24 protein-coding genes are annotated in these 25,898 nt (G+C 38.6%); 9 read left to right on the forward strand and 15 right to left on the reverse strand.

Annotated features, from left to right (window positions below; all coding sequences use genetic code 11):
* Positions 1-125: 125 nt before the first annotated feature.
* Positions 126-455, reverse strand: a complete 330-nt coding sequence (locus HC176_RS14935; protein ID WP_209309728.1) for a thermonuclease family protein — start codon at positions 453-455, stop codon at positions 126-128.
* A gap of 145 nt (positions 456-600) precedes the next feature.
* On the opposite strand from HC176_RS14935, the gene HC176_RS14940 reads away from it, so the two are divergent.
* Positions 601-2,367: an aromatic amino acid hydroxylase gene (locus HC176_RS14940; protein WP_167919706.1), complete on the forward strand. Its 1,767-nt coding sequence runs from the start codon at positions 601-603 to the stop codon at positions 2,365-2,367.
* A gap of 46 nt (positions 2,368-2,413) precedes the next feature.
* On the opposite strand, the gene HC176_RS14945 is transcribed toward HC176_RS14940, so the two are convergent.
* On the reverse strand, positions 2,414-3,166 hold the full coding sequence (locus HC176_RS14945; protein WP_167919707.1) for an enoyl-CoA hydratase/isomerase family protein: 753 nt from the start codon (positions 3,164-3,166) through the stop codon (positions 2,414-2,416).
* Between the two features lie 83 nt (positions 3,167-3,249).
* Here HC176_RS14945 and HC176_RS14950 point away from each other — a divergent pair, with 83 nt between their 5' ends.
* Positions 3,250-3,555 (forward strand): rhodanese-like domain-containing protein, encoded by a 306-nt coding sequence (locus HC176_RS14950; protein WP_167919708.1) that lies wholly within the window; start codon positions 3,250-3,252, stop codon positions 3,553-3,555.
* A gap of 185 nt (positions 3,556-3,740) precedes the next feature.
* On the opposite strand, the gene HC176_RS14955 is transcribed toward HC176_RS14950, so the two are convergent.
* The 6 genes from HC176_RS14955 to alaS all read right to left on the reverse strand — a co-directional run bounded on the left by HC176_RS14955 (position 3,741) and on the right by alaS (position 13,206).
* Positions 3,741-4,391 (reverse strand): response regulator, encoded by a 651-nt coding sequence (locus HC176_RS14955; protein WP_167919710.1) that lies wholly within the window; start codon positions 4,389-4,391, stop codon positions 3,741-3,743.
* 11 nt (positions 4,392-4,402) lie between these two features.
* Complete coding sequence (locus HC176_RS14960) at positions 4,403-6,349, reverse strand: tetratricopeptide repeat-containing sensor histidine kinase (RefSeq protein WP_167919712.1); 1,947 nt, start codon at positions 6,347-6,349, stop codon at positions 4,403-4,405.
* Positions 6,350-6,875: 526 nt separating this feature from the next.
* A complete protein-coding gene (locus tag HC176_RS14965) occupies positions 6,876-8,762 on the reverse strand; it encodes an outer membrane protein assembly factor BamB family protein (RefSeq protein WP_167919714.1) in 1,887 nt (628 codons plus the stop codon).
* A gap of 62 nt (positions 8,763-8,824) precedes the next feature.
* Positions 8,825-9,364, reverse strand: a complete 540-nt coding sequence (locus HC176_RS14970; RefSeq protein WP_167919716.1) for a DUF6252 domain-containing protein — start codon at positions 9,362-9,364, stop codon at positions 8,825-8,827.
* Between the two features lie 125 nt (positions 9,365-9,489).
* Positions 9,490-10,476 carry a GSCFA domain-containing protein gene (locus HC176_RS14975; protein WP_167919717.1) on the reverse strand — a complete coding sequence of 329 codons (987 nt, stop codon included), beginning with the start codon at positions 10,474-10,476 and terminating at the stop codon, positions 9,490-9,492.
* A 111-nt stretch (positions 10,477-10,587) separates the two neighbouring features.
* On the reverse strand, positions 10,588-13,206 hold the full coding sequence (gene alaS, locus HC176_RS14980; protein WP_167919719.1) for an alanine--tRNA ligase: 2,619 nt from the start codon (positions 13,204-13,206) through the stop codon (positions 10,588-10,590).
* 185 nt (positions 13,207-13,391) lie between these two features.
* On the opposite strand from alaS, the gene HC176_RS14985 reads away from it, so the two are divergent.
* The 5 genes from HC176_RS14985 (at position 13,392) to HC176_RS15005 (ending at position 16,735) form a co-directional block, all read left to right on the forward strand.
* A complete protein-coding gene (locus HC176_RS14985) occupies positions 13,392-14,363 on the forward strand; it encodes a M23 family metallopeptidase (RefSeq protein WP_167919721.1) in 972 nt (323 codons plus the stop codon).
* A 1-nt stretch (position 14,364) separates the two neighbouring features.
* A complete protein-coding gene (locus HC176_RS14990) occupies positions 14,365-14,694 on the forward strand; it encodes a MerR family transcriptional regulator (protein ID WP_167919723.1) in 330 nt (109 codons plus the stop codon).
* 95 nt (positions 14,695-14,789) lie between these two features.
* Positions 14,790-15,383, forward strand: coding sequence for a LemA family protein (locus HC176_RS14995; RefSeq protein WP_167919725.1), 594 nt, complete (start codon positions 14,790-14,792; stop codon positions 15,381-15,383).
* A gap of 30 nt (positions 15,384-15,413) precedes the next feature.
* Positions 15,414-15,851: a TPM domain-containing protein gene (locus HC176_RS15000; protein WP_167919726.1), complete on the forward strand. Its 438-nt coding sequence runs from the start codon at positions 15,414-15,416 to the stop codon at positions 15,849-15,851.
* A gap of 8 nt (positions 15,852-15,859) precedes the next feature.
* Entirely contained in the window at positions 15,860-16,735 is an 876-nt protein-coding gene (locus tag HC176_RS15005; protein ID WP_167919727.1) for a TPM domain-containing protein, read from the forward strand.
* A gap of 72 nt (positions 16,736-16,807) precedes the next feature.
* Here the strand turns inward: HC176_RS15005 and HC176_RS15010 are convergent, their stop codons facing one another.
* The 3 genes from HC176_RS15010 to der all read right to left on the reverse strand — a co-directional run bounded on the left by HC176_RS15010 (position 16,808) and on the right by der (position 19,957).
* Entirely contained in the window at positions 16,808-17,458 is a 651-nt protein-coding gene (locus HC176_RS15010) for a hypothetical protein (protein ID WP_167919728.1), read from the reverse strand.
* A gap of 106 nt (positions 17,459-17,564) precedes the next feature.
* The gene (locus HC176_RS15015) at positions 17,565-18,569 is read right to left on the reverse strand and encodes a sugar kinase (protein WP_167919729.1); all 1,005 of its coding nucleotides are present in this window, start codon (positions 18,567-18,569) and stop codon (positions 17,565-17,567) included.
* Positions 18,570-18,652: 83 nt separating this feature from the next.
* Positions 18,653-19,957 carry a ribosome biogenesis GTPase Der gene (gene der, locus HC176_RS15020; protein WP_167919730.1) on the reverse strand — a complete coding sequence of 435 codons (1,305 nt, stop codon included), beginning with the start codon at positions 19,955-19,957 and terminating at the stop codon, positions 18,653-18,655.
* 158 nt (positions 19,958-20,115) lie between these two features.
* Between der and HC176_RS15025 the strand changes: the two genes are divergently transcribed.
* Positions 20,116-20,625 (forward strand): GTP-binding protein, encoded by a 510-nt coding sequence (locus HC176_RS15025; RefSeq protein WP_167919731.1) that lies wholly within the window; start codon positions 20,116-20,118, stop codon positions 20,623-20,625.
* Positions 20,626-20,937: 312 nt separating this feature from the next.
* Here the strand turns inward: HC176_RS15025 and era are convergent, their stop codons facing one another.
* The 4 genes from era to HC176_RS15045 form a co-directional block, all read right to left on the reverse strand.
* Complete coding sequence (era, locus tag HC176_RS15030) at positions 20,938-21,822, reverse strand: GTPase Era (protein ID WP_167919732.1); 885 nt, start codon at positions 21,820-21,822, stop codon at positions 20,938-20,940.
* A gap of 121 nt (positions 21,823-21,943) precedes the next feature.
* Positions 21,944-22,636, reverse strand: coding sequence for a BamJ family beta-barrel-assembly machinery protein (bamJ, locus tag HC176_RS15035; protein ID WP_245234912.1), 693 nt, complete (start codon positions 22,634-22,636; stop codon positions 21,944-21,946).
* Between the two features lie 134 nt (positions 22,637-22,770).
* Complete coding sequence (locus tag HC176_RS15040) at positions 22,771-23,442, reverse strand: bifunctional 4-hydroxy-2-oxoglutarate aldolase/2-dehydro-3-deoxy-phosphogluconate aldolase (protein WP_167919734.1); 672 nt, start codon at positions 23,440-23,442, stop codon at positions 22,771-22,773.
* An 82-nt stretch (positions 23,443-23,524) separates the two neighbouring features.
* Positions 23,525-24,571: a sugar kinase gene (locus HC176_RS15045; protein ID WP_167919735.1), complete on the reverse strand. Its 1,047-nt coding sequence runs from the start codon at positions 24,569-24,571 to the stop codon at positions 23,525-23,527.
* 131 nt (positions 24,572-24,702) lie between these two features.
* Between HC176_RS15045 and HC176_RS15050 the strand changes: the two genes are divergently transcribed.
* Complete coding sequence (locus HC176_RS15050; protein WP_167919737.1) at positions 24,703-25,764, forward strand: LacI family DNA-binding transcriptional regulator; 1,062 nt, start codon at positions 24,703-24,705, stop codon at positions 25,762-25,764.
* Positions 25,765-25,898: the final 134 nt, after the last annotated feature.

Raw genomic sequence — 25,898 nt, forward strand, 5'->3', positions numbered from 1 at the left:
GAGGTAAAAGACTTAGCTGGTCTTGATTGTAAGTCTTAAAAACTACTTTTCTGCTCATTCTTAAATTTAAGAATTTACTAGAAATTAGAGCATAAAAAAGAGACTGCCTTTTCAGACAGCCTCTTTTATATCAAATAAGGTTTAGCATGCCCGTTGTCAACCAGCCACTGGTTAACATCCAAACCATCCTCTAAAACAATATTGGCCAAATACCTACCGTATTTCCCTTGTTTATCCTTATAAGAACGAATGGTTACATCCTTATCCAACACCATTTCCCTTAAAATATCACGCACTTTTAGGCCCTCTTCCCTTTCTTCACCTCTCAATTCGGGCGTATCAATACCGTACAAACGAAGTTTCATTTCCTGAAAGTGAAGAAACCCCAAATCTACCATGGCCGTTACGGTATCGCCATCATAAACATCAATAATTTTTGCTTTGTAGTTATACATAATATGGTTTTTAATATTAGTTATCTATTGAAGTTGCGGAACAAAATTCTCCTTTTTAATCATAATAATTCAATCAAACCATTAAAAACCTCAATTTACTGAATATTTCGTATTTTTATAGTTGTTCACTAAAGAAATTTCACTCATGTCCAAAAACATAGAGCCCAATCCTATTTTAAACCGTTTGCCCGAGCATTTAAAACAGTTTATGAAACCACAAAACTATGAGCAATATTCGGCCATAGATCAAGCGGTTTGGCGATATGTCATGCGCAAAAACGTGGATTTTTTAAGTCGGGTGGCGCATAAATCGTATGTTGAGGGGTTGAAACAAACGGGCATTTATATAGACCATATCCCGAATATGTACGGTATGAACCGCATTTTAAAAGATATTGGCTGGGCAGCCGTAGCCGTTGATGGGTTTATTCCTCCCAATGCCTTTATGGAATTTCAAGCCTATAATGTACTTGTGATTGCTAGCGATATCCGACAATTAGAACACATTGAATATACCCCAGCTCCCGACATTATTCACGAAGGTGCCGGCCACGCGCCCATTATCGCCAACCCCGAATATGCCGAATACTTACGTCGTTTTGGCGAAATTGGCTGCAAAGCGATTTCATCGGCCAAAGATTATGAACTTTACGAGGCCGTGAGGTATTTATCCATAATAAAAGAAGCCCCTGGGACCAAAAAATCGGATATCGCTTCCGCGGAAAAAAAAGTGGAAGAGCTTCAAAAAAACATGGGCGAACCGAGTGAAATGGCACTGATACGGAATTTACATTGGTGGACGGTGGAATACGGACTCATTGGTACGATTGAAAACCCAAAAATTTACGGCGCCGGACTGCTCTCTTCCATTGGCGAAAGTTCTTGGTGCCTGACCGACGAAGTTAAAAAACAGCCTTATACCATTGAAGCCGCCTATCAAGGTTTTGATATTACCAAACCACAACCACAGCTGTTCGTAACACCCGATTTTGCACACCTAAGCTTGGTATTGGAAGAGTTTGCCAATACCATGGCTTTGAGAAAAGGCGGACTTACGGGTGTAAACAAACTCATTGCCTCGGGTGCTTTGGGCACAATAGAATTGAGCACAGGATTGCAAATTTCGGGTAAATTCACAGAAGTTATTGAACACGACAATCAACCTATTTATTTGCAAACCACAGGCCCAACGGCATTAGCCTATCGCGAAAAAGAATTAGTGGGTCACGGCACAGAAACCCATAAAAAAGGATTCGGATTGCCCGTGGGGAAACTAAAGGGCATCAATTTGGCCATTGAAGACATGAGTCCCAGAGACTTGAGCGCGTACAATATATACGAAGAAAAAACGGTATCCCTCGAATTTGAAGGCGGCATCACTGTTTCGGGCGAAATCATTACTGGAAAGCGCAATCTTCAGGGCAAAATCATACTCATCAGTTTTAAAAACTGCACGGTTAAACACCACGACAGACTATTATTTAAACCCGAATGGGGCATTTACGACATGGCCGTTGGCAAAGATATCGTTTCAGCTTTTTCTGGACCTGCCGATTACAATAGCTTTGATTTAATCACCCATAAGCCTACCTCTGAAACCATTCAGATAGAAAAATCGAAAGAACGAATGGCTCTCGAAAGTCTATACCAGCAAGTAAGGGATTTTAGGGAAGGAAAAAGCCAAACCATTTCAAGAACAAAAGTGTTGGAACAACTCATTGAAAAACACCCCAACGACTGGTTACTACCTGTTGAACTTTACGAATTGGCTTTTGCCGGAAACGAAAAACAGCTTTGTAAAAGAATTTCAAATCATTTGGGAAACATAAAACAAAATCGACCCGAAGTGGGGCATTTAATTGACGATGGGCTGGATATTATTCAAAATAAGCAAGATGTTTCGTCATTCTGAACTAGTTTCAGAATCTCACTTCCATCCAAATTTTGTTTTTCAAATACTACCTAAACCGCTTTAAAGTCTTTTTGGTGAATTTGCTTAGTACCAATCGGCCACTAATTTCGGCGCGCTCGGGTAGCAACTCCTCCCAATGGCATGTGTTTTTCCAAAAAACGGTTTTCATTTCTTTTAATGCTTCCGGATTATAACTCGCTAATTTTTCAGCAAGACTTTTTACGGCTTCATCCAACTCTTCTGTGGTTTCGAATACTTCAGCGAAAAGTCCTTTTTCTTTTGCATATTCCGCAGCATAAAACGTTTCGGCATTAATCGTCATTTGCGACATAGCAGTAGCTCCTATCTTTCGAGACACTGCCGGCTCGATTACAAACGGACCAATGCCAATACTTAATTCGCTTAACTTTATGGACGCATATTTGGTGGCCAAACAATAATCGGTTGCCGCGGCCAAACCTACCCCGCCACCAACAGCTTTTCCTTGTACTCGACCAACAATCAATTTAGGGCAATTGCGCATGGCATTGATTACTTTGGCAAACCCCATAAAAAACTGTTTCCCTGTTTCGGCTTCTTCAATGGCTATTAATTCATTAAAACTTGCGCCTGCACAAAAGGTTCGGTTGCCTCCACTTTTTAAAACGATGACTTTTATTTTATCGTCGTTGCCTGCTTCTACTATGGTTTTCTGAAGTTCATTTAGAATTTCACTGGGCATAGAATTTCGGTTGGGATGAAAAAATTCAATATAGCCTACCTGATTTTTAACGATTAAAGTAACATAAGGATTTTCCATATTTATAAGCAACGAATTAAAGGTTGAAAGATACAAATTTCATATTCTAATATTATTTGGGTAACTTTAAAAAAACGTAATTTATGGGATTTTTAGATTTTATTTTTGGTACCAAAAAAAGACACGTAAAGCAGTATTTAGAACAGGGCGCGGTTATTTTGGATGTAAGGAGCCAAAAAGAATGGGACAACGGACATATTGATGAAGCCCTACATGTACCCTTGGATAATCTTACCGATAAAGTTGACGAAATAAAACGCCTGAATAAACCCGTTATTGTTTGCTGCGAAAGTGGCGTTAGGGCAGCAAAAGCAGCTAAGTTTTTAAACCTGAACAATATAAAAGCCACTAACGGCGGTGGCTGGATTGGTTTAAAAAACAGATTGTAGCTTCAGCCTTTGCTAATATCAAAGCTTGACCGCCCATTTCATGTTAGATTTAAAACAAAAAAACATTAGTTTCCTTCGACGTAAGAAGTCTAACTAATGTAAAAACTAACTTTTTTTCTTTTTCTGTACGGTTCAAAATTAAAATAATTCCCGAACAGCTATATTAATTTGCGGTTAAGCAATCTTTAAATCCAGTTGTTTTTTTTGGCTTTTTGCACAGCTTCCAACTTATTATGTACTTGTAGTTTTTTATAAATATTTTCAATGTGTTTTCGCACTGTGCCCACCGAAAGAATAAGATTATCGGCTATTAAGCTATAGCTCAAACCTTTGCTTAGTTGCTCTAACACTTCTACTTCCCTTGCCGTTAATTTGATATCGCCTTCCTTTGAAACATTGTTTAAATTAATTGGATTTCTTAACAGCTTTAGGGTTTTTAAGGCTATGGACGGGTTCATGGCAGCGCCGCCATTTAAGGTTTCCAATATACCGGCATGCAAGTCTTTAGCGTTAACCTCTTTAAGTAAGTAACCATCGGCCCCAGCTTTTATCGCATTGAAAATATTCTCGTCGTTATCGAAAACCGTGAGCATAATTATTTTTATATGCGGATATCTCTGTTTTATCTTCTCAGTAGCTTCAATACCATTTAAAATTGGCATTTCTATATCCATAAGTACCACATCGATATTATGGTTGTCTTCCAATTTCTTAAGCAAATCGGCGCCGTTCATTGCCGAAAATTTGAAATCCAAATCATCAAAAAACGATAGCTTTTCTGCCACCATGTTTATTAAAAAGCTGTTATCGTCGGCTATGGCTATTTTTATTTTCATTGTATTTATTTTTAACAAACCAAGGTTAATACGGTTCCATTGCCGGGTTTGCTTTCTATTTCAAAATGGGCATCGATTTCATCGGCACGCTTTTTCATGTTGTTCAACCCGTTACCAGATTTTGCGCTTTCTTTTTCGAAACCTTTGCCATTATCGGTTACCTTAAATTGTAGTTTTGAGCCCTCATGCTTTACATTTACCGCAATTGCCGTAGCATCTGCATATTTCAGGGCGTTGTTGACGGCTTCCTGAATAATTCTATAAATATTCATACCCCTAACTGAATTGAATTCAATATCCTTTTTAATGGATTCATCCATCATGAATTCAAATTGAATCCCGCTGGAAGACAACTTGGCTTTATCGATAAAGTTTGAAATACGAGATTGTAAATCTTCTAACGAAATTGCATTTTTATTCATCGCCCAAATGGTGTCACGCAATTCTGAAATGGTTTCTTTGGTAAAATTGCTAATGCCCAAAAGTTTATCGGTAAGTTTTTCGTTGGTAATTTTAAAACCGAACTGCAAATTTTCGATAGATGAAATGATAAAGGTGAGCTGCGCCCCAATATTATCGTGCAAATCCCTTGAAATTCTTAATCGCTGTTCCTGAAGTTTGTTTTGTGTTTCTATTTTTACCAGTGCCTCCTTCAGCTGACTTTCTTTCTTTAACTGTTCGTTTTTTAATTTTTGCTGTTTGAACAACAAATACCCCAATAACGTCAACACCACAACCAGCACCGCCAAGCCTGTTAACTGCGTATTTTTCTTATTAATTCTTAGGTTGTTTTCTGCTATAGTTGCTTTTTGTTCAAGAATTTCATTTTCTTTTTTTTCGGTTTCGTATTTGGCTTCAATTTCTTGGCTATATTTTAAATTGCTTTCACTCAGATTAGTATTAAGGGTCTGTTTATACTGTTTTGAATAGAAATTTAAACTATCCCTTTTGTTTTCAACTGCATAAATCAGCATCAAAGTTTCATAAAGGTTTTGTAACTTTTCATTAGCATCGGTTTTAATGAAATGTGATTTTATTTTGAGCAATTCTTCTTTAGATTCCTTTATATTTCCCAAGGTAAAATTATTAATAGCCAAGGTAAGTTTTGCACTTTCCAAATCACCCAAAGCACCAATAGATTCCCGAATTTCGATAGCCTTTTTTATGTAGTTGGTACTTTCTTCAATGCTATTTAGGCCGTTATAAATTGTACTTAAATTGTTCAATGCCGAAGCCCACCCCACATAATTCTTACTTTCCTCTGCTTGTTTAGCCGCTTGTTTATAGGCATCGATGGCAACCAAAGTATCGTTCTTCGACAGGAAAATATTGCCTTTGGTAATATAGGAATTGGAAAGCTCTCGCTTTAAATTTTTACTCTGAAAATAAAGTATACTGGGAATTAGATATTCCAGCGCCTTTTTATGATTACCCGACAAATAATAAGTGGCCGCAATATTCGATTCAATTTTTACCGAACTGAATGAGTCGTTGACTTTATAGTAATAATCTCGTGCCTTTAAATAATAATAAATAGTGCTATCTAAAACATTTGTTTTATTAAAATTGTTCCCCATTTTATTATAAAGGCTTGCTATACCCGCAGTGTCTTTCAACTTTTTTCTATAAACTAGACTTTTCCTGGCATAATCAATGGCTGTTGGGTAATTGCCCCTTACAAAATGTACCGTACTTAAATCGTTTAATGACTGACCAACCAACGTGTCGTTCTTTGTTTGTTTTGAAAAACCCAAGGATTTTTCGCCGTAAACCAACGCCGAATCCACATTTACATAGCAATAGTACCAAGCCAAATCTGCAGTAAGTTTAGCTTTTGCTGCTGTACTATTTTCTTTAGATAGGTTTACTTTTGAAGTTTCTATCAGCTGTTTGAAGTTTTGGGAAAAACCAAAGAAACCAACTAATAGCATTAAAATTGAGAGCGTACTTTTTTGCATTATTTTTAATTGTTACTATCCATAATCAGTTTTTGCAACAAAAGTATCTGTCTCGTAATGTAAAAAAGATTTTTAAAAAGGGATTCGTGTAAGTTATCGGCCAAAGTTAATTTTTCCATATTCAACATACTTTTCTGGTTTTCTATCGCAACCTGTTTTTGCAAATCTAACCGCTTTTTAAGCCCTTCACTTTTTATCCTTATGGTGTTAAAATACACTTTTAAAGTATAAACTACCAAGCTAAGCAGTATTAGTAAAATTGTTATGCTAAAAAAATCTACCGCCATACCTAAAATTTAAACACGTTTGCCCCTCTGATGGTATAGACGAAAAAACACCAATCTTCAAATGTCTTACCATGTTGAAAAATTGGTGCCTTTTGATATGAACTGATTAATAGCATAATAAATTTAGCCTAATATGTTAAACCTTAGTTAAAAAATCGACAAAACGTTACCAAAAAAAGATTAAGCGCAGTAATTTTTAATACCACACTTAATCCATAAAAAAATCTCAACAACAAGATTTAACTTTTAAGGTTATAAGACATAATCGTCTTGTCGTCTGATTTATAAAATAAATAACCACCAAGTTCATCCACTTCATATTCTGGTTTTTTATCTTTTAGCATAATCTCCTTTTCTATTTTACCAGAATCCTTATCCACTTTAACAAGACCTGCACCGCCCTCTAAATTTGTTAGAATAAATTGGGCATTTTCTGTTGCCGCTGTAGCTCTAAATCTAGTAGACAAATAATCGAATGAGGCACTTGCAATTCCCGCAAACATATCGGCGGCACGCTTGGCTTGTTTACCAGTTTCGTTATAGCTATCTAGGTCGTTAATACTCCCAAATGCGCTTCGGTTGGCACCTGCCTTAGCACTCATGGCCATAGTCATAGCCGTGGAAGCTACGGCCAACGCCCCACCTACAATTTTACCAAAGGTGCTTCTTCCTGGTGATTTGTAGTATGCATGGTAATTCTCATCCCCATCAAAATCAATCAAAGTCATATTTTGATCTGACGACAGAAAAACACCTGCATTTCTCATTTCCATAATATTGGGGTATTCCTTTTCGCTAAAATTGCATTTAGCAAAATCACTAACATCACCAGAATTGGCATCAATGGCCATTATTTTACCATCGGCGGCAATTAAATAACGATTGTTTTTTTCATCAAAAGTCGAGGCTACCGAGACGGCTCTTTTATATTTTAAAGGTTTGCTCCACACTTGCTCACCGGTTTTTAAATCTACAATATTGGCATCTTCACTGGTGATGTAAATCAATCCTTGCGGAGTTTCTGCCATTAGCATAATATTCTCTCCTGTTTTTAAAGGCTTTTTAAACAAAGTATTGCCATCAAAAGAAATTTTATTGATTCCGCCGCTGTAAATACCAAACAAAATACCGTCATCCTGAACATAGAAATGCTGTACATAACCTTTTGTTTTTGGGGCCTTTTCCCAAAGGTCGTCTCCAGTGGCTGCACTGAACATGGTGATTTTAGATTCTGCTTTTGCTCCCAATGCACCGCTACCACCAGCAACATCGCTCACAACAGCCAAACCTTGTGGTAAAATTTCAAAATTAGTAACGTTACCTTTTACTTTGCGCTCTTCTTTCCAAACTTCTGTACCGTTGCCATCCAATTTGTAAATTCTGGTATTTTTTCCGTTGGCTGTGGCTTCAAAAGCATAAATATCGGTTTCACTGTCATTGCAAGTCATCCAATTGACGTTTTTCACTTTGTTTTCCCAAAGTGTTTCCCCCGTTTTAGATTTCGCTATAATACCTTGCGACGTTGGTATTAGTAATTTATCCTTTAAAAGCATTGGCGTACCGGTAACCGCAAAATATTTCATGGTTACTTTGCCCGGTTTTGTTAAAAAGAATTCATAATCCAAATTCCCCGTTGCCAAATCGTAAACACCAACTTTAGGCGTAACGTTTTCGGCTTTTCCGCCGCCTTTTTGAAAACCACTCACCACTAATTTGTTCTGCGGCATCATAACATCGCAGGTAAATACATTTTTCCAACCTTTAGATTCTGTGGTAAAAAGTACTTTTCCTGAAATGTGGTCAATTACCGCTTTTTTAGACGATAAATTTGCAAATCCGGTTTGGCCAACCATAACGTAGGGCGACATGGGCACGAAGTTTAACTCCTCAGGTTTTACTTTTCCGTAGTCTGTAAAATTGAATAATAGTTGGTTGGTATCTGGTTTTATACCTACCAAACCATCGTTGGTAGCCACTACTAAAGTACCCGCAACCGTTAACGTCATTTGATTAATACTCGCTCCTAAATCATAAGTATTTTCGGGAGCATCTATTTTTTGTGCTTTAACTGAATTTACCATAAACAATATGGCCATCAGTACTGTATTTATTTTAAACTGTCTCATTGTTGATAATTTTTGCAATTAAAAAAACGAGCCATTCCATGCTAGGAACGGCCCATAACTATTTACTCGGTAGTCTTTTTTAAGTTGAAAGAGCCTTCTGAAATGGTTTTTACCGAACCATCACCATTTACATTTTTGCACTCAAAAGAAAAAGTGCCTTTAATGTTTGTGTCTGTTTCCTCTGAAATGGATACCGAACCCGCAACGGCATCTGCAAAAGGCGCTTGCCAAATTTCGGTAGTAGAAGCTGTTGGGTTGCTTAGGTTAACATCGGTTTCTGAATACGAAGCCGTATTGAAAACACCTAATGAAGCGCCATCAAACTCATAGGTTTTGCCAGCGCCCTCATAACCAAAAACGCTCATCATAAACGCGTTACCATCACTATTTGTAGCAATGATTATTAGGTTGTTGCCATTATTGGCCACCGTAGCTCGCGACGAAATTTCTAAAGATTGGTAAGCTGTCCCGTTTACTTTTGCGACTAAAGTTCCTCCAGGTGCACTTCCACCATCACCACCATCATCGCTCGACGAGCATGAATTAAAGGTTAAGAGCGACCCCACCATTACGAATAACATGATTTGTTTTAAATTTCTCATTGTTGAATATTTTATTGGTTAATAGTCCAACAAAATTGAAATTTTAAACAAGGGCAATCAATACGATGAATTACGTATATTTTGATTTACGGTTGCAGATTTAGGCTAACCCAGAAATAAGAGTACTAAAATTTAATGTGTGGAAATTTTCTACGGATGCCTTCTTTTTTAGTTTCCAACTTTTGAAGAAATTCAAGATGTGCTTTGGAATTCGGATTGAACGGTTTATGCCGAAGTCCTTTTTGAATGACCTCTACTTCATCCATAATTTTCAGGGTTTCAGGAGCTACCCAAACGTCTTTGAAACGTTCCCAAATATACTCGATAGCCGTGGTATTGGGATGCACCATATCGGCTTCGTAAAATCGATAATCGCGCAATTCGTCCATCATAATTTCATATGACGGAAAATACGCTTCGGAGCAGTTTGTCTTGAGTGGAGTTGAAAGACTCGGCGCACCTTTACTTGATAAAAGCTGATGAATAGCCGAAATTAAATGTGCTTTGCTTTGTGTATTTTCAACAAAACCATCTTTTAAATGTCGCACGGGCGATACCGTAAAAATGATGGGCGCTTTAGGGTTTGCCTGTTTAATGGAAGCTGAAATAGTTTTGAGTGACGCTGAAATATCTTCCACCGACAATAATTCTTTTTTAAACTGTTTCTGAGGCACTTTATGGCAGTTAGCAACTATGTTATCGTTCTCCATAAACCGATAAACCCAAGCCGTGCCAAATGTAATGATAATATGTGACGCTTCGAGGAGGTGTTGGCGTGTCGATTTTAATGCTCGATTCAAATTTTCCAACAAGGCTTCTTTTGAAACCGAACTTAACTTCGAATGAACGTCAAAACAATGCCATTGCTCGTTATGAAAAAGCACATCGTCTTTTGAAAATGTTTTTTCATTTAGAGCCCTCTCCACTAAATTTTCAATCGCTTTAGGCTGAAACAAAACCCCAAACGGATTTTGAAGATTTTTAAATTTGAAGTAATCCAGCTTTGCCCCAATATTATCAGAAAAACACGACCCCAACAACACTACGTTTGAGTGGTAATCTATTAGATTTTCAGATTGCTTTTTTAATGATATTTGCGTTTGGAGTTTCATTTTTCAAAATTACAAAGTATCCAGAAACTACAATTCAGAAACAAAAAAAGTTACTGAGTTGTTGAATGAACCATGCCTCAGTAACTTTTTTATATTTCAAATAAAATATTCTTAAACCGCCTTAATCATTTCGCCGGCTTCTTTCAAGGCTTGGTCAATCCCGGCTGGGTTCTTACCTCCTGCAGTAGCAAAAAACGGTTGTCCGCCGCCTCCGCCTTGAATGAATTTGCCCAACTCGCGTACTACTTGACCAGCATTCAATCCTTTATCGGCGACCAATTCTTTCGAAATGTAGCATGATAACAAGGCTTTTCCGTTTTGTTCAGTCGCCAAAAGCAAAAATAAATTGTTTTCTTCTCCTCCTAATTCAAATGCCACATCTTTCAGTCCGCCAGCATCCAGATCTAATTTTTTAGCTAAAAACTGAACGCCATTAACTTCCTGCAGTTCGTTTTTCAGTTCGCTTTTTATGTTTTTGGCTTTATCTTTTAACAGGGCTTCAATTTGCTTTTTAAGCGCATTGTTTTCTTCTTGTAAACTGGTAAGTGCTTTTACAGGTTCTTTGGCGTTATTTAGTAACGCTTTCATTTCAATAAAAGCCTGATTGTTTTCAAAATAGTAATTCTTTGTGGCTTGGTTGGTAATGGCCTCAATACGACGGATTCCTGCTGCAACTGCACCTTCTGAAACAATTTTAAAATGCCAAATATCGCCCGTGTTTTTTACATGTGTACCACCACAAAGTTCGATGGATTTCCCGAAACGTACCGAACGCACGGTATCACCATATTTTTCTCCGAACAAACTCATCGCACCATCAGCAATAGCCTCTTCTTTACGGGTATTGCGCTTTTCTTCCAAAGGCAATTTGCCTTCAATTCTTCGGTTTACAAAATCTTCAACCTCCTGTAATTCCTCTGGTGTTAATTTTGAAAAATGTGAAAAGTCGAAACGTAAATAATCGGCGTTTACGGCACTTCCCTTTTGCTCAACATGACTACCCAAAACTTCCCTTAAAGCCTGATGCAATAAATGCGTTGCAGTATGGTTGCTTTCGGTTAACGTTCTGTGGGTTGAATCGACCACAGCCTTAAACGATTCGTTGATATGTGCCGGTAAATTCTTTGCAAAATGAATAATTAAATTGTTTTCCTTTTTGGTGTCGACGATATAAACCACATCGCCGTGGGCATCTTCCAAATAACCTTTATCGCCTACTTGACCACCACCTTCGGGGTAAAACGGCGTAATATTGAAGACCAATTGGTACATATCGCCTTCTTTTTTGGTGCTGACTTTACGGTATCGGGTAATTTTCACATTGGTTTCAAGTGTATCGTAACCCACAAATTCGGTTTCGGCATCTTCCTTTACAATCACCCAATCATCGGCATTCACTTCACTGGCAGCTCTCGAACGCTCCTTTTGTTTTTGAAGTTCTTCATTGAACCCTTTTTCGTCCAGTTTCAATCCTTTTTCCGAAAGAATCAACCCCGTTAAATCAATCGGGAACCCGTAAGTATCATAAAGTTCGAAAGCTTTTTCCCCCGAAACGGTATCACCTTTAGTCTCCTCTACAATTCGGTTTAACAGCACCAAACCTTGATCTAAAGTGCGTAAAAAAGATTGCTCTTCTTCCTTTATTACGTTTTCAACCAATGTTTTTTGCGTTTTTATTTCAGGGAAAGCGTGCCCCATTTTTTCGCTAAGCACATCTACCAAGCGGTAAATGAACGGTTCTTTTTTATCCAAAAATGTGAAACCGTATCGCACGGCACGACGCAAAATTCTTCGGATAACATAACCCGCACCAGTGCTGCTTGGTAACTGCCCATCGGCAATCGAGAAGGCTACGGCACGAACGTGATCGGAAATAACACGAATGGCTACATCGGTCATTTTATCCTGCCCGTATTTTTTATTGGTAATGGTTTCAATCTCGCGGATAAGCGGTGTAAACACATCAGTATCGTAGTTGGATTGCACCCCTTGAAGCACCATGCACAAACGCTCGAAGCCCATTCCGGTATCGATGTGTTTGTTCGGCAAGGTTTCAAGGCTGCCATTAGCTTTTCGGTTGAATTGTATGAATACCAAATTCCAGATTTCCACCACTTGCGGGTGGTCTTGGTTTACCAAATCCTTGCCAGGTACTTTAGCTTTTTCTTCTGCAGAACGAATGTCCACATGTATTTCACTGCAGGGGCCACATGGGCCTTGGTCGCCCATTTCCCAGAAATTATCTTTTTTGTTTCCTTTTAAAATACGGTCTTCGGGAATGTGCTGCTTCCAAAGGTCGTAAGCCTCGATATCCATATCCAAACCATCCTCCTCGCTCCCTTCAAAAACGGTAACGTACAATATATCTTTATCGATACCGAATACTTCGGTAAGTAGTTCCCAAGACCAGGCAATGGCTTCCTTTTTAAAGTAATCGCCAAAACTCCAGTTACCCAGCATCTCGAAAAGGGTGTGGTGATAGGTATCGTAACCCACCTCGTCTAAATCGTTATGCTTTCCTGAAACACGAAGGCATTTTTGGGTATCGGTTACACGGGGACTTTTTGGTGTGGCGTTACCCAAAAAATATTCCTTGAACGGCACCATCCCCGCATTTACAAACATTAACGTGGGGTCGTTTTTCAACACCATAGGGGCCGACGGAACAATGCTGTGCTTTTTATCTTCAAAAAAACTTAAAAACTTAGATCTTATGTCTTGAGATTTCATGTATAAAATATTCTCTTTTCCTGTTATTGGGCTTTAATTGCGAAACAATTTTTATCTTTACTCTTCCTAATTTTAGAGCAACCAAACCAAATTTTATTATAATATTTTATTGGTTCGTTCGTTTTTACAAAATTTGCACTTTGCAACTAAAGTTTATAAAGCGCAAAAATAGTATAATTTAAGAAATGAGTAAGGTAAAATATTACTACGATCCAGAATCGCTTTCGTACCGAAAGATTGAGCGTAAAAAAAGAACCACTTTTAAGTACGCATCACTTTTTATTCTATCTTCTGGATTTTTTGCCTTTATCTTTATTTTTATTGCCAGCCAATACATTTCATCGCCCAAAGAACGTGCTTTAACGCGCGAATTGGAAAACATGAAATTGCAATTTGAACTGCTGAACAAAAAGATGGAGCAGGCCGAAACGGTTTTAGCCAATATTGCCGAAAGGGACAATAATATTTATCGGGTGTATTTTGAGGCCAATCCCATTCCCGAGGAGCAACGCCGTGCGGGTTTTGGAGGAATTAACCGTTACAAAAACCTGGAAGGCTTCGATAATTCGAAATTGATTGTTGAAAGTAATAAGCGATTGGATGTGCTACAGAAACAAATTGTGGTACAATCGAAATCTTTGGATGAAATTGCCAAACTTGCTGAAGAAAAGGAGGAATTGTTGGCTGCCATCCCCGCCATACAACCCGTTAGCAACGAAGACTTAACCCGAATGGCATCTGGTTTCGGTATGCGATCGGATCCCTTTACCAAAGTTAGAAAAATGCACTGGGGCATGGATTTTACCGCACCTCGTGGCACCCCAATTTATGCTAGTGGCGATGGCGTTGTAGCGCGTGCCGACAGTAATTCTTCTGGCTACGGAAAACACATAAGAATAGACCACGGCTATGGTTACGTTAGCCTCTACGCGCACCTTTACAAATACAATGTACGAAGAAACCAAAAAGTAAAACGGGGCGATTTAATTGGTTTTGTGGGCAGTACAGGCCGATCGCAAGCACCACATTTACACTATGAAATTTTTAAAGACGGACAGCGCATTAACCCTATTAATTTCTATTACGGCAGTTTAACGGCCGAAGAATTTAACGAACTTTTAGAGCGCGCCTCGCTTGAAAACCAATCTTTAGACTAATATGCACATAGACCTACCAGAAAAACGGTATTATAGCATTGGCGAAGTGGCCAAAGCCTTTGGCGTTAACACCTCGCTTATTCGTTTTTGGGAAAAGGAGTTCGATGTGCTCAAACCTAAAAAAAACGCTAAAGGCAACCGAAAGTTTACACCCGAGGACATAAAAAACCTAAAGTTCATCTACCATTTGGTAAAAGAACGTGGCTTTACTTTAGAAGGTGCAAAAACCCACTTAAAGGAAGAGAAGAAACAAGCCCTGAGTAATTTTGAAATCATCAGTAAACTGGAAGACATAAAAAGCCAATTATTAAAAATTAAAGAGCATCTCTAATTTTTATTCAAAAAAACATGCCTTAAATCGTAACTTTTCGCTAAAAAAAGTGTCTCACAACTAAAACCACAAAACATTTTAAACTCAACAACATCATGAAGAAATTTTTACCTTGGATTATTGCTGCCATTGTTGTATTCGGAATCTATTCTTGGGCAAAAGGATTTAACAATACCGCCATTACCCTTAAAGAATCTGCCACAAAAACATGGGCCAATGTAGAAAGCACTTACCAACGCAGAAACGATTTAATAGGAAATTTAGTTAAAACAGTGCAAGGTGCGGCCGATTTTGAAAAGGGGACGCTTCAAGCCGTTATTGAAGCCCGTGCAAAAGCCACCTCGGTAAATATAGACCCTACCAATATCACCCCAGAGCAATTGGCCAAATTCAACGAAGTTCAAGGAGGCCTTTCAGGTGCACTTAAAAGTCTCTTGGTTACTGTTGAACGCTACCCAGAATTAAAGGCCAATCAAAATTTCTTAGAACTTCAAAGTCAGTTAGAAGGCACCGAAAACCGCATCAATGTAGCCAGAGACCGTTTTAATGAAGCGGTTGAACCTTATAACAAACACATAAAAACCTTTCCGAATTCTATTTTGGCAGGAATTTTAAATTTTGAAGACATGAGCTATTTTAGATCGGAAGCCGGAAGCGAAAAAGCTCCCGATGTAAACTTCGATTTTTAATATTGAAACCTTAAAACGTGCCTTTTTAACATGTCTACCATTGAAGATTTTTTAACTCCTGAAGACGAACAGGATATTGTTGAAGCCATTAGGTTGGCCGAGTTAAATACATCTGGCGAAATACGCGTACACATTGAAAAAACCGATAATGGCGATGCCACCCATCGGGTTTTGGAAGTGTTCCACATGCTAAAAATGGACAACACCCAACTGAAAAACGGCGTTTTGATCTATGTGGCGGTTGACGATAAACACTTCGTAATTTACGGCGACGAAGGCATCAACAAAGTGGTAGGAAACGATTTTTGGGAAAGCACAAAAAACATTATTCAATCGCACTTTAAAAAAGGCCATTTTAAGCAAGGCTTGATTGATGGTATTTTAAAATCGGGCGAACAACTTAAAAAATATTTCCCGTATCAAGATTCAGATATCAACGAACTCCCCAACGATATATCAAAAGGATAGTTTTCAGTATGCAATATTCAGTTTTTAATTTGCAGTTTTCGGTAGGCAGTTGCCAGTCACTTGGCAACATACAGAAAAGGCTCGTGCTCTCCTTTTTTTTCGGTTTTTTGTTTTTAAACTTTTCTTTTGCTCAATTCGACATTCCTGAAAAACCGAAATTCCAAACCAGTGTTTACGATTATGCCAACCTGTTATCCTCCGCTGAAAAAAGCAGTTTAGAGCGCAAACTCGTTAAGTATTCCGACACCACTTCCACACAAATTGTAGTGGCTATCATTCCTTCCACCGAAGGTGAAAATATTAATTTTTTAGGCGCCCAATGGGGACAGGAATGGGGCATCGGCCAAGCTAAGGAAGACAACGGAATTTTAATTTTATTGGCACGAAACGACCGACGAATTGCCATAAACACGGGCTACGGCATTGAACACTTACTCACCGATGCGCTATCGAAGCGTATTATTGAACGCGACATTATTCCGTACTTCAAAAAAGGGGATTATTACGGCGGACTGAACCGTGGTGCCGATGCTATTTTTGAGGTTTTAAATGGTGAATACAAAGGCACTCGCCCAACTAACAACCGAAATGGAATTCCGCCGGGGATGGTCATCATATTCATTTTTATATTTATTGTCATCCTCATTTCCATTTCCAAAAACCGACGTGGCGGTGGTGGAGGAAATCGCGGGCACCGTTCGGCGGGACAGGATTTACTCGAAGCCATTATTTTAAGCAACATGGGGCGCGGCAGTTACCGCCGTGGTTCATCGGGTTGGGGCGGTAGCTCTGGCGGTGGTGGCTGGTCTTCCGGAGGCGGAGGCTTTGGCGGCGGTTTCGGTGGGGGCGGCTTTGGTGGCGGTGGTGCTTCTGGGGGGTGGTAGATTAGCCATACTACTAATTAATGTGAAAAGAGAAATTTTACATTAAACCATGTCCGTGCTCACTAAACTACTTCATAAGTGCTCATCTTCCCATATTTCAATTAATTGTCTTCCAATAACAACTGTTCTCAATCCATAAACAAATCTCTTATTTTCTAACTCATCCTTTCTCATTAATGCAGTAACTAGGTAAAGGACAAAATCTTTCTTTGTCTTTTTTAACTGTTTATTCCACAATTGAAAAACATTCTCACAAAATGCTGTGTAACTAGAATCAATAGAATACGTAAACAATAATGCATCACAATTTTTATACTTATCGCAAGTTTTAGCTAACTTATTAATTTCTCCTGTTGGATTAAAAATTGTCCTAGTATCAAATTCCCATTCTGCGCAAAGATATACATTATCATCATAATCTCTAACTGCTCCATCATGCCTGTTTTCAACTTCAAAATCACAAGCTAAATTAACCAATTGGCAAGCTCTCAAAAAGGTATTAGCCGTATGTTGAGTCCAACTTGACCTCCCAATCTTTTCATTATTGTAATATGAACCTAAATCCTTAAGGTAAGTTAGATTAAAGACCTTTACAATTAATTCTGAAAATATCTCAGGTTTTATAACGCTATTAGAAAATTTAGAGAAGTGTTCGAATAAATCAGCAGTTTCTTTTTGGACTTCTAAGTCAAATCCGTTTATAGTTACTTTTTTTGTATTCATTATTTCTTTCGATCAGTTATACCCCAATAGTTTTGTTTGTTTATTCAAAAAAGTGATTAAAAGTGAATTCAAAAACACCTCCCTAACCCTCCTCAAGGAGGGAATCCTACCTATTAAACCTCCCGGTAACGTTACCATCTAAAATACGCTGTACCTCGTCGGTAGTAGCGTAGTTAACATCGCCGGCATAGGTATGCTTTAATGCGCAAGCGGCACTGGCAAACTGCATCGATTTAAAATCGTCGTAATGCTGAAGTCCGTAAATGAGTCCAGCAGCAAAGGCATCACCTGTACCGATTCTGTCTACAATATGGGTGATTTCAAAATCTTGTGTTTCACGAAACTCTGTGCCGTTCCACATTCTCGCCCTTATTTTATGCCATGACGCGTTAATGGAAGTCCTTATTTTATCGAATACTTTATTGATAGTTGGGAAAGCTTCCATAAGCTTTTTACTGGCCTCAATAAATTCTTCGTTGGTATAGCCGTAATCTGTACCCAAAACTTCGTTTATTTCGTTGACTCCCCCAATAAAAACGGTAGAACAATGCAACAATTCCGTAAGTGCGTCTTTGGCTTCAACGCCATATTTCCATAAACCACTACGGTACGTGGGATCGGCCGAAACCTGCATACCCTTTTCTTTGGCCAGCTTTAACCCTGCCTTTAAAGTATCGAACGCCCCTTGGGTTAAGGCCGGAGTAATACCCGTCCAATGGAACCAATGGCCTTTGTGGAGGGCTTTTTCCCAATCGACCATGCTGGGTTCAATTTGAGAAAATGCCGAATGCGAGCGGTTATACGAAATGGAACTGGGACGCATTACAGCACCAACTTCCAAAAAATATACACCAAGTGGCCGGTTGGAACGTACGATAGCCGACGTATCCATATCGAACTTATTGAGGTGAGCAATGGCGGTATCGCCAATAAAATCGTCTGAAATAGCGGTAATATGCTTTACTTTCCCTCCTAAATGGGCAATGGACAACCCCACGTTCACTTCCGTTCCTCCGAAATAAAATTCTAAAGTATTGGCTTGAATGAATTTCTTGTTTCCAAATGGCGACAGGCGCATCAGCACCTCTCCAAAGGTTATAATTTGGCTCATAAATTGAATTAGTTTAGTAGTCCTAAAAATAATCAATCTGCCTTTAAGTTACCTATGAATAATGGATGTTTTTAGGTAAACCCTTATTTTTTCCGCATATAAACACTAATAGGCACCCCGTGGAAACCAAAATGTTCCCGAAGCTTATTTTCCAGATAGCGTTTGTACGGGTCTTTTATATACTGCGGCAGGTTGCAGAAAAATGCGAACTGCGGTTGCGGTGTGGGCAGTTGCATAATGTATTTAATCTTAACGAATTTGCCTTTATAAGCTGGTGGCGGATAATTTTCAATAATAGGAAGCAACACCTCGTTAAGCTTGCTGGTCTTTATTTTTTTGGTTCGGTTTTTATAAACTTCAACCGCGGTTTCAATAGCTTTAAAAATGCGCTGTTTGGTCAATGCCGAGATAAAGACAACGGGCACATCGGTAAAGGGCTCCATTTGTTTTTTAATGGCTTTTTCGTATTCTTTCATAGATTTATGGTCTTTCTCCACCAAATCCCATTTGTTTACCAAAACCACAATGCCTTTTCTGTTGCGTTCGGCCAACCAGAAAATGTTTTGCACCTGTCCGTCAAAACCTCTATTGGCATCGAGTACCAACAAACATACATCGGCATACTCGATGGCACGGATACTGCGCATCACGGAATAAAATTCCAAATCTTCCTTTACCTTCGATTTTCTTCTTATTCCAGCCGTATCGACCAAATTGAATTCAAATCCAAAACGGTTGTACTTAGTATCGATAGCATCGCGGGTAGTACCAGCAATATCGGTAACAATATATCGGTCTTCACCAATTAAAGCATTAATGAACGATGATTTTCCCGCATTGGGTCGCCCCACCACTGCAAACCGAGGCAATTCTTCTTCAATAATTTCTTCCTTTTCGGGTAAAGCCTCTACAATAGCATCGAGTAAATCTCCCGTTCCACTACCGTTTATACTGGCCACGGTAAAATAATCGCCCAAGCCCAGCGAATAAAACTCTACGGCATCTTCGGCACGTTTAGCATTATCGACTTTATTCACCACCAAAAACACAGGCTTTTTTACTTTGCGGAGTAATTTGGCCACATCTTCGTCCATTCCGGTAACTCCCGTTTCTACATCGACCATAAAAATGATGGCATCAGCTTCATCAATGGCCAATTCTACCTGCTTATCGATTTCAGCTTCAAAAATATCGTCGCTACCAATTACGTAACCGCCCGTATCGATTAATGAAAACTCCTTACCGTTCCAGTCGGCCTTTCCATAATGCCTGTCTCTTGTAACACCACTTACGGCATCAACAATAGCTTCCCTACGTTGGATTAAACGGTTAAAAAAAGTGGATTTGCCCACGTTAGGTCTTCCTACTATTGCTACGATATTGCCCATAATTACTATTTAATCTGAAAAAGGTTCTTTAAGAAACCCTAACCTAAAAATTTTTGCAAAAATAGCAAATATACTAACGCCCTTTTCGTTTTTGATAAATAATAAATCATTCGCATTCCAATAAAAAATAGTAATTTACAGTACCAACAACTAAACCCATGCCTTTATCCAACGACGTTATTTTAAGGCCTCGCTTTAAACTTAAAATACCTCAAAACCAAACTTCGGTTTTGAGCGACTTTGAAAATGCAAAAAAAACACAGTCGGAATTTATTATAAGCCGTGTTGACCAGCATATTTTTATAAAATTCCCGAAGGAAAAACAGCATTTTTGGTCGCCACAATTACATTTGGAAATTGACGAAACCACCAAAGATTCTTGTTTAATCCGCGGGCTTTTTGGCCCCAACCCAACGGTCTGGACCCTTTTTATGTTTCTTCATTTTATTGTAGCCATCATATTTATTGCCTTCGGAATTTGGGCCTATAGCAATTGGTTGCTAAAACAAAGCTACGCCATTCAATTGAGCGTGATGTTTTTAATGGTGGTGGTTTGGATTGGACTTTATTTTGCCGGCAGTATCGGAAAAGCATCCAGCAAAAAGGACATGGTAGCCCTAAACGATTTTATGTATTCGGTTTTAGACACAAAAAAAAGCCTTAATTGAAAGAAGAAGATGGCTCAACTAAAGCTTTTAAAACTAACTAACTCAAATGCAATAAAACAAATTTTTGACTGCTGCAAATATTGAACAACTACATTAAGTAATTGTTACTTAACCAATAAGTTAGCGTTAGGTTTTGAAGTTTAAAACTTCTATTTAAAATACTAAAGCGAGGCTCAAAAAATTATTGGCGATAGTTATTGGGAGTGCAATTTCTTGGTTTATAAAATTCTAATTCTCGATACATATTTTTCTCATTTCAATCGAAAAATTCACTCGAATTGACGAATTTCAACAAAAACACAATAATGTCGATTACCTATTATTATAACCAAAACGCTTGAGTTGGTTTTGGTTGCTGCGCCAGTTTTTGTTCACTTTTACGTAGATTTCAATGTGGATTTGTTTTCCGAAAAAGGTTTCCAAATCTTTTCTGGCTTCCACGCCCACTCTTTTTAAGGCACTGCCTTTATGCCCAATAATAATACCTTTTTGGGTGTCTCGCTCTACCATAATCACCGAACGCACCCGGATGATGTTTTCCTCTTCTAGAAACTCTTCGGTTTCCACCTCAACGGCATAAGGGATTTCCTTTTTATAATGAAGTAGAATTTTTTCACGGATGGTTTCATTGATGAAAAAACGCTCGGGTTTATCGGTCAGTTGGTCTTTGGGATAGAATGGCGGCGACTCTGGAAGCAAATCGATAATCCGGTTGAACACTTCCTTTACATTGAAGCCTTCTAAAGCGGAAATAGGAAAAATTTCGGCATTGGGCACTTTTTCTGCCCAAAGCTGCACCTGCTCCTCCAATTGCTCTTGATTGGACTTATCTATTTTATTGAGCAGCAGCAAAACAGGAATTTTCGAATTTGTAATCTTATTGAAAAAGGCTTCGTCTTTTAATTTCTTTTCACCAATTTCGACCATATAAAGTAGCACATCGGCATCTTCAAAAGCCGATTTTACAAAATCCATCATCGACTCCTGCAGTTCGTAGGCTGGCTTTATAATTCCGGGGGTATCGCTTAACACCACCTGAAAATCGTCACCATTCACAATACCCAAAATACGATGGCGCGTGGTTTGCGCTTTGGATGTGATAATGGAAAGTTTTTCGCCCACGAAGGCATTCATCAAGGTGGATTTCCCCACATTCGGATTTCCGATAATATTTACAAAACCTGCTTTATGGCTCATTTATAATGTTTTTGTTGCTGCAAATTTACGATTTGAAAAGGATAGTCTGCTAAAATTAAGGAAACAAAAAAAGCAGAAAGGTTACCTTTCTGCTTTTTATCTATTTTATAAAAGAGTTTTTTTACTTTACCTCTAATAATTCAACATCAAAAATTAATGTCGAGTTAGGCTTAATCTCTCCTGGTGGAGGGTTTAAACCATAGGCCAAATTGCCTGGAATGAAAAATTTGTACTTAGCACCTTCCTTCATTAATTGTAAACCTTCGGTCCATCCTTTAATCACTTGGGTTACACCAAACTCTGTTGGCTCACCTCTATCTACCGAGCTATCGAACACAGTACCGTCTAACAACGTACCGTGGTAGTGTACTTTTACTTTAGAATCGGTAGTTGGTTGCGCACCAGTTCCTTCTTTTAAAACGATGTATTGCAATCCACTTTCAGTAGTTTTCACACCATCTTTTTCTTTGTTCTCAGCTAAGAATTTTTCGCCTTCAGCCTTACTTTTTTCGGCTTCTTCTTTTCTTTTGGCCATTTCTTCTTGTTGCTTTTTCTGGAAGTATGCTCTAATTAAACCCTGTGCTTTGGCAGCATCAATTTGAAGGTTTGTAGAATCGGATCCGTTAACAAACCCTTGGATAAATAAGTCGTTATCAAACTCGTCAAAACTTCTTTTCACATTGTTGGCTACATCCATTCCAATAGCATAGCTCACAGAATCTAATTCGGTTTCTAAAGGTTTGTTGGTTACTCCATTCTTACCATTGCAAGACACCATTAGTGCGGCAAATGCTACTAAACTTAAAAATTTCATTATTTTCATTTTTGGTTATTTTGTTTTTTGTCAGATGCCAAATGTAGCAAAATTAAAGGGAGTAAAAAAAGGAAAACCTTCACGAATACCGTGAAGGTTTTTAAGTTTAACAAGTTTTTAACGAAGCTATCGTCTTAAAACCCTCTAACCTTTTTTACAATACTTAAAGCATTCTTTACATCCTGCTCTAATTTTGCGTAATCTTTATTGGCAATAATTTCTTTTGAAATTAATTTAGACCCCATACCTACGCAGGTTACTCCAGCATCGAACCATCCTTTTAAGTTTTCTTCGGTTGGAGACACACCTCCTGTTGGCATAATGCTAGTCCATGGTTGTGGGCCTTTAATACCTTTTACAAACTGAGGGCCATAAATATCGCCTGGGAATAACTTCACGATTTCGCAACCTAACTCTTCTGCTCTAGCAATTTCTGTTAAGGTACCACAGCCCGGAGACCACAATACTTTTTTACGGTTACAAGCAATGGCGATGTCTTCGCGCAACACTGGAGTCACGATAAAGTTCGCACCCAATGCCATGTACAATGAAGCCGCTGCACCATCGGTAACAGAACCAACTCCCATAATCATTCCCGGAAGTTCTTTAATGGCGTATTTTGTTAATTCGCCAAAAACCTCGTGAGCGAAATCGCCACGGGCTGTAAACTCCATTAAGCGTGCGCCACCATCGTAACAGGCTTTCAACACTTTTTTACTTAATTCTATATCGCTGTTGAAAAACAAAGGAATCATCCCCGTGTCTCTCATCGCTTGTGCCACTTCTAATCTTGAAAATTGTGCCATTTTTTTAATGTGTATTTGTTTATTTGTTTAACCGTTGAATTGATTACACAAATCAACAATTAAACGTTTAAACATTTTATAATTATCTTGCTACACGACCTGAAGCGTCGCCACCCATAAGTTTTTCTACTTCCGCTACAGTTACCAAGTTGGCATCACCTTTAATAGTGTGTTTTAAACAAGAGGCTGCCACAGCAAAATCCAATGCGTTTTGGTCGTCTTCTGGGTATTTCAACAATCCGTAGATCAATCCACCCATAAATGAATCTCCTCCACCTACTCTATCAACAATATCGGTAATTTGGTACTGACGGGTTTCGTACATTTTTTCACCATCGTACAATACACCAGCCCAAGTGTTGTGAGAAGCTGAAATAGAACCTCTTAACGTAGTAATTACTTTTTTGGCTCTTGGGAATTTTTCCATCATTTGCTTACATACCGAAAGGAAAGCTTCTGCTTTTACGTTGTGCCCTTCAGTTTGCACACTAATACCTTCTGGCTTAATGCCGAAGTGCATTTCTGCATCCTCTTCGTTTCCTAAAACCACATCACAGTAAGAGGTCAATTCGGTCATTACAGCTTCTCTGTGAGCATCGTCACAGTACTTCCATAGTTTAGCACGGTAGTTCAAATCGGTTGAAATAGTAACACCTTTTGCACTAGCAGCTTTTACAGCTTCTAAACAAGCATCGGCAGCACCTTGCGAAATAGCTGGCGTAATACCCGTCCAGTGGAACCATTCAACATCTTCAAAAACAGCATCCCAGTCTATCATTCCTGGTTTGATTTCAGACATTGCAGAATGTGCTCTATCGTAAACCACTTTCGAACCTCTCGATACGGCACCTGTTTCTAAAAAGTAAATCCCTAAACGGTCTCCACCCCAAACAATCTTATCTACTCCAACACCTCTTTTACGCATTTCCATCATGGCACACTCACCAATATCATTTTTTGGTAAACGTGTTACAAAATCTACAGGCACACCATAGTTGGCCAAAGAAACGGCAACGTTAGACTCTCCTCCACCGTAAACTACGTCAAAACTGCTAGCTTGCGAAAATCTTAAAAATCCTTGAGGAGCCAAACGCAGCATAATTTCCCCAAAAGTGACTACTTTTTTCATTTGTTGAATTGTATTTAGTTTTAAAATTAAAATTTAGTTAAACGATTAAACAATTGCTTTAAAAAACAATCAAAACCCGCTACAACACTAAAGTTATTAAAATTTTGATTATAAAAATTATCGCACTATATTTGCTTAATCGATTAAGCAAATATATAAAAAAATCACATATCAAAAAGAAAACTACCATAAAAGATATTGCTAATGTGCTTAACATTTCTACTGCCGCGGTTTCAAAAGCCCTGCATGACGACTCGCGCATTAGCGAAAAAACAAAACAGGCGGTAAAACAGGTAGCCAAAAACCTTAACTATCAGCCCAACCATTTGGCGAGCGCCCTGCGCAAAGGAAAAAGCAAATTGGTGGGAGTGATTGTACCCCGTACCAACAGTAATTTTTTCTCTTCGGTGATTCAAAATATTGAAGAGGTACTCAATAAAGAGGGCTACAGTATTATCATGACGCAATCGAACGAGTCTTATAAAAAGGAATGCAACAATATTGACACTTTACTGTTCACCCAGGTGGACGGCATAATCGCCTCGATGGCCAATGAAACCATTAAACTGGATTATTACGAAAAAATAAAATCGAAGGGCATTCCTCTTATTTTATTCGATCGTGGTGAAAACGATTTGAATGTTGATTACATAGGTATTAACGATTACAACAGCAGCCAAATGATTGTTGAGCATTTGGTGGAGCAAGGTTGCCAGCGTATTGCCCATATTGGTGGTTACAGACACACTCGTATTTTTAACAACCGAATTAAAGGATATATTGATGCCTTAAAAAAATACGAACTGCCCTTGGATAACGAACTACTTATTGAGTGCAATCTTACCCTTGAAGACGGACGTAAAAAGATGGAACAACTGCTAAATTTGAAAAATCGACCAGATGCCGTTTATGCCGCCAGTGATAACGCAGCGTTGGGTGCCTTGCAGTTGCTTCAGGAGAACAATTTAAAAGTTCCCGAAGATATGGCTTTGGTAGGATTTGGCAACGAGCCGTTCACTGCTTTGGTAACGCCAAGTATTTCGAGCATAGAGCAACACAGTGCCGAAATTGGAAAACAGGCCGCCAAGCGCTTTTTGGAATACAGCGAGTTGCCCGTTGTTAAACAAAGTTTGAACAAAATAATTATGGATGCGGAATTGGTGATTCGGGATTCGTCGAATATTAAAAAATAGGCGTGAGCTGGACTTGCAACAAAAAACTGGACAATTAGTTGAATGACTATGCCGCTAGTTCAAGGTTATACATATCTAATTCAAATTCTTTAATTGTTTTGTTCCCTAAAAAGGAATGTCTTCGTTTATTATTG

The organism is Tamlana crocina (assembly GCF_012037625.1).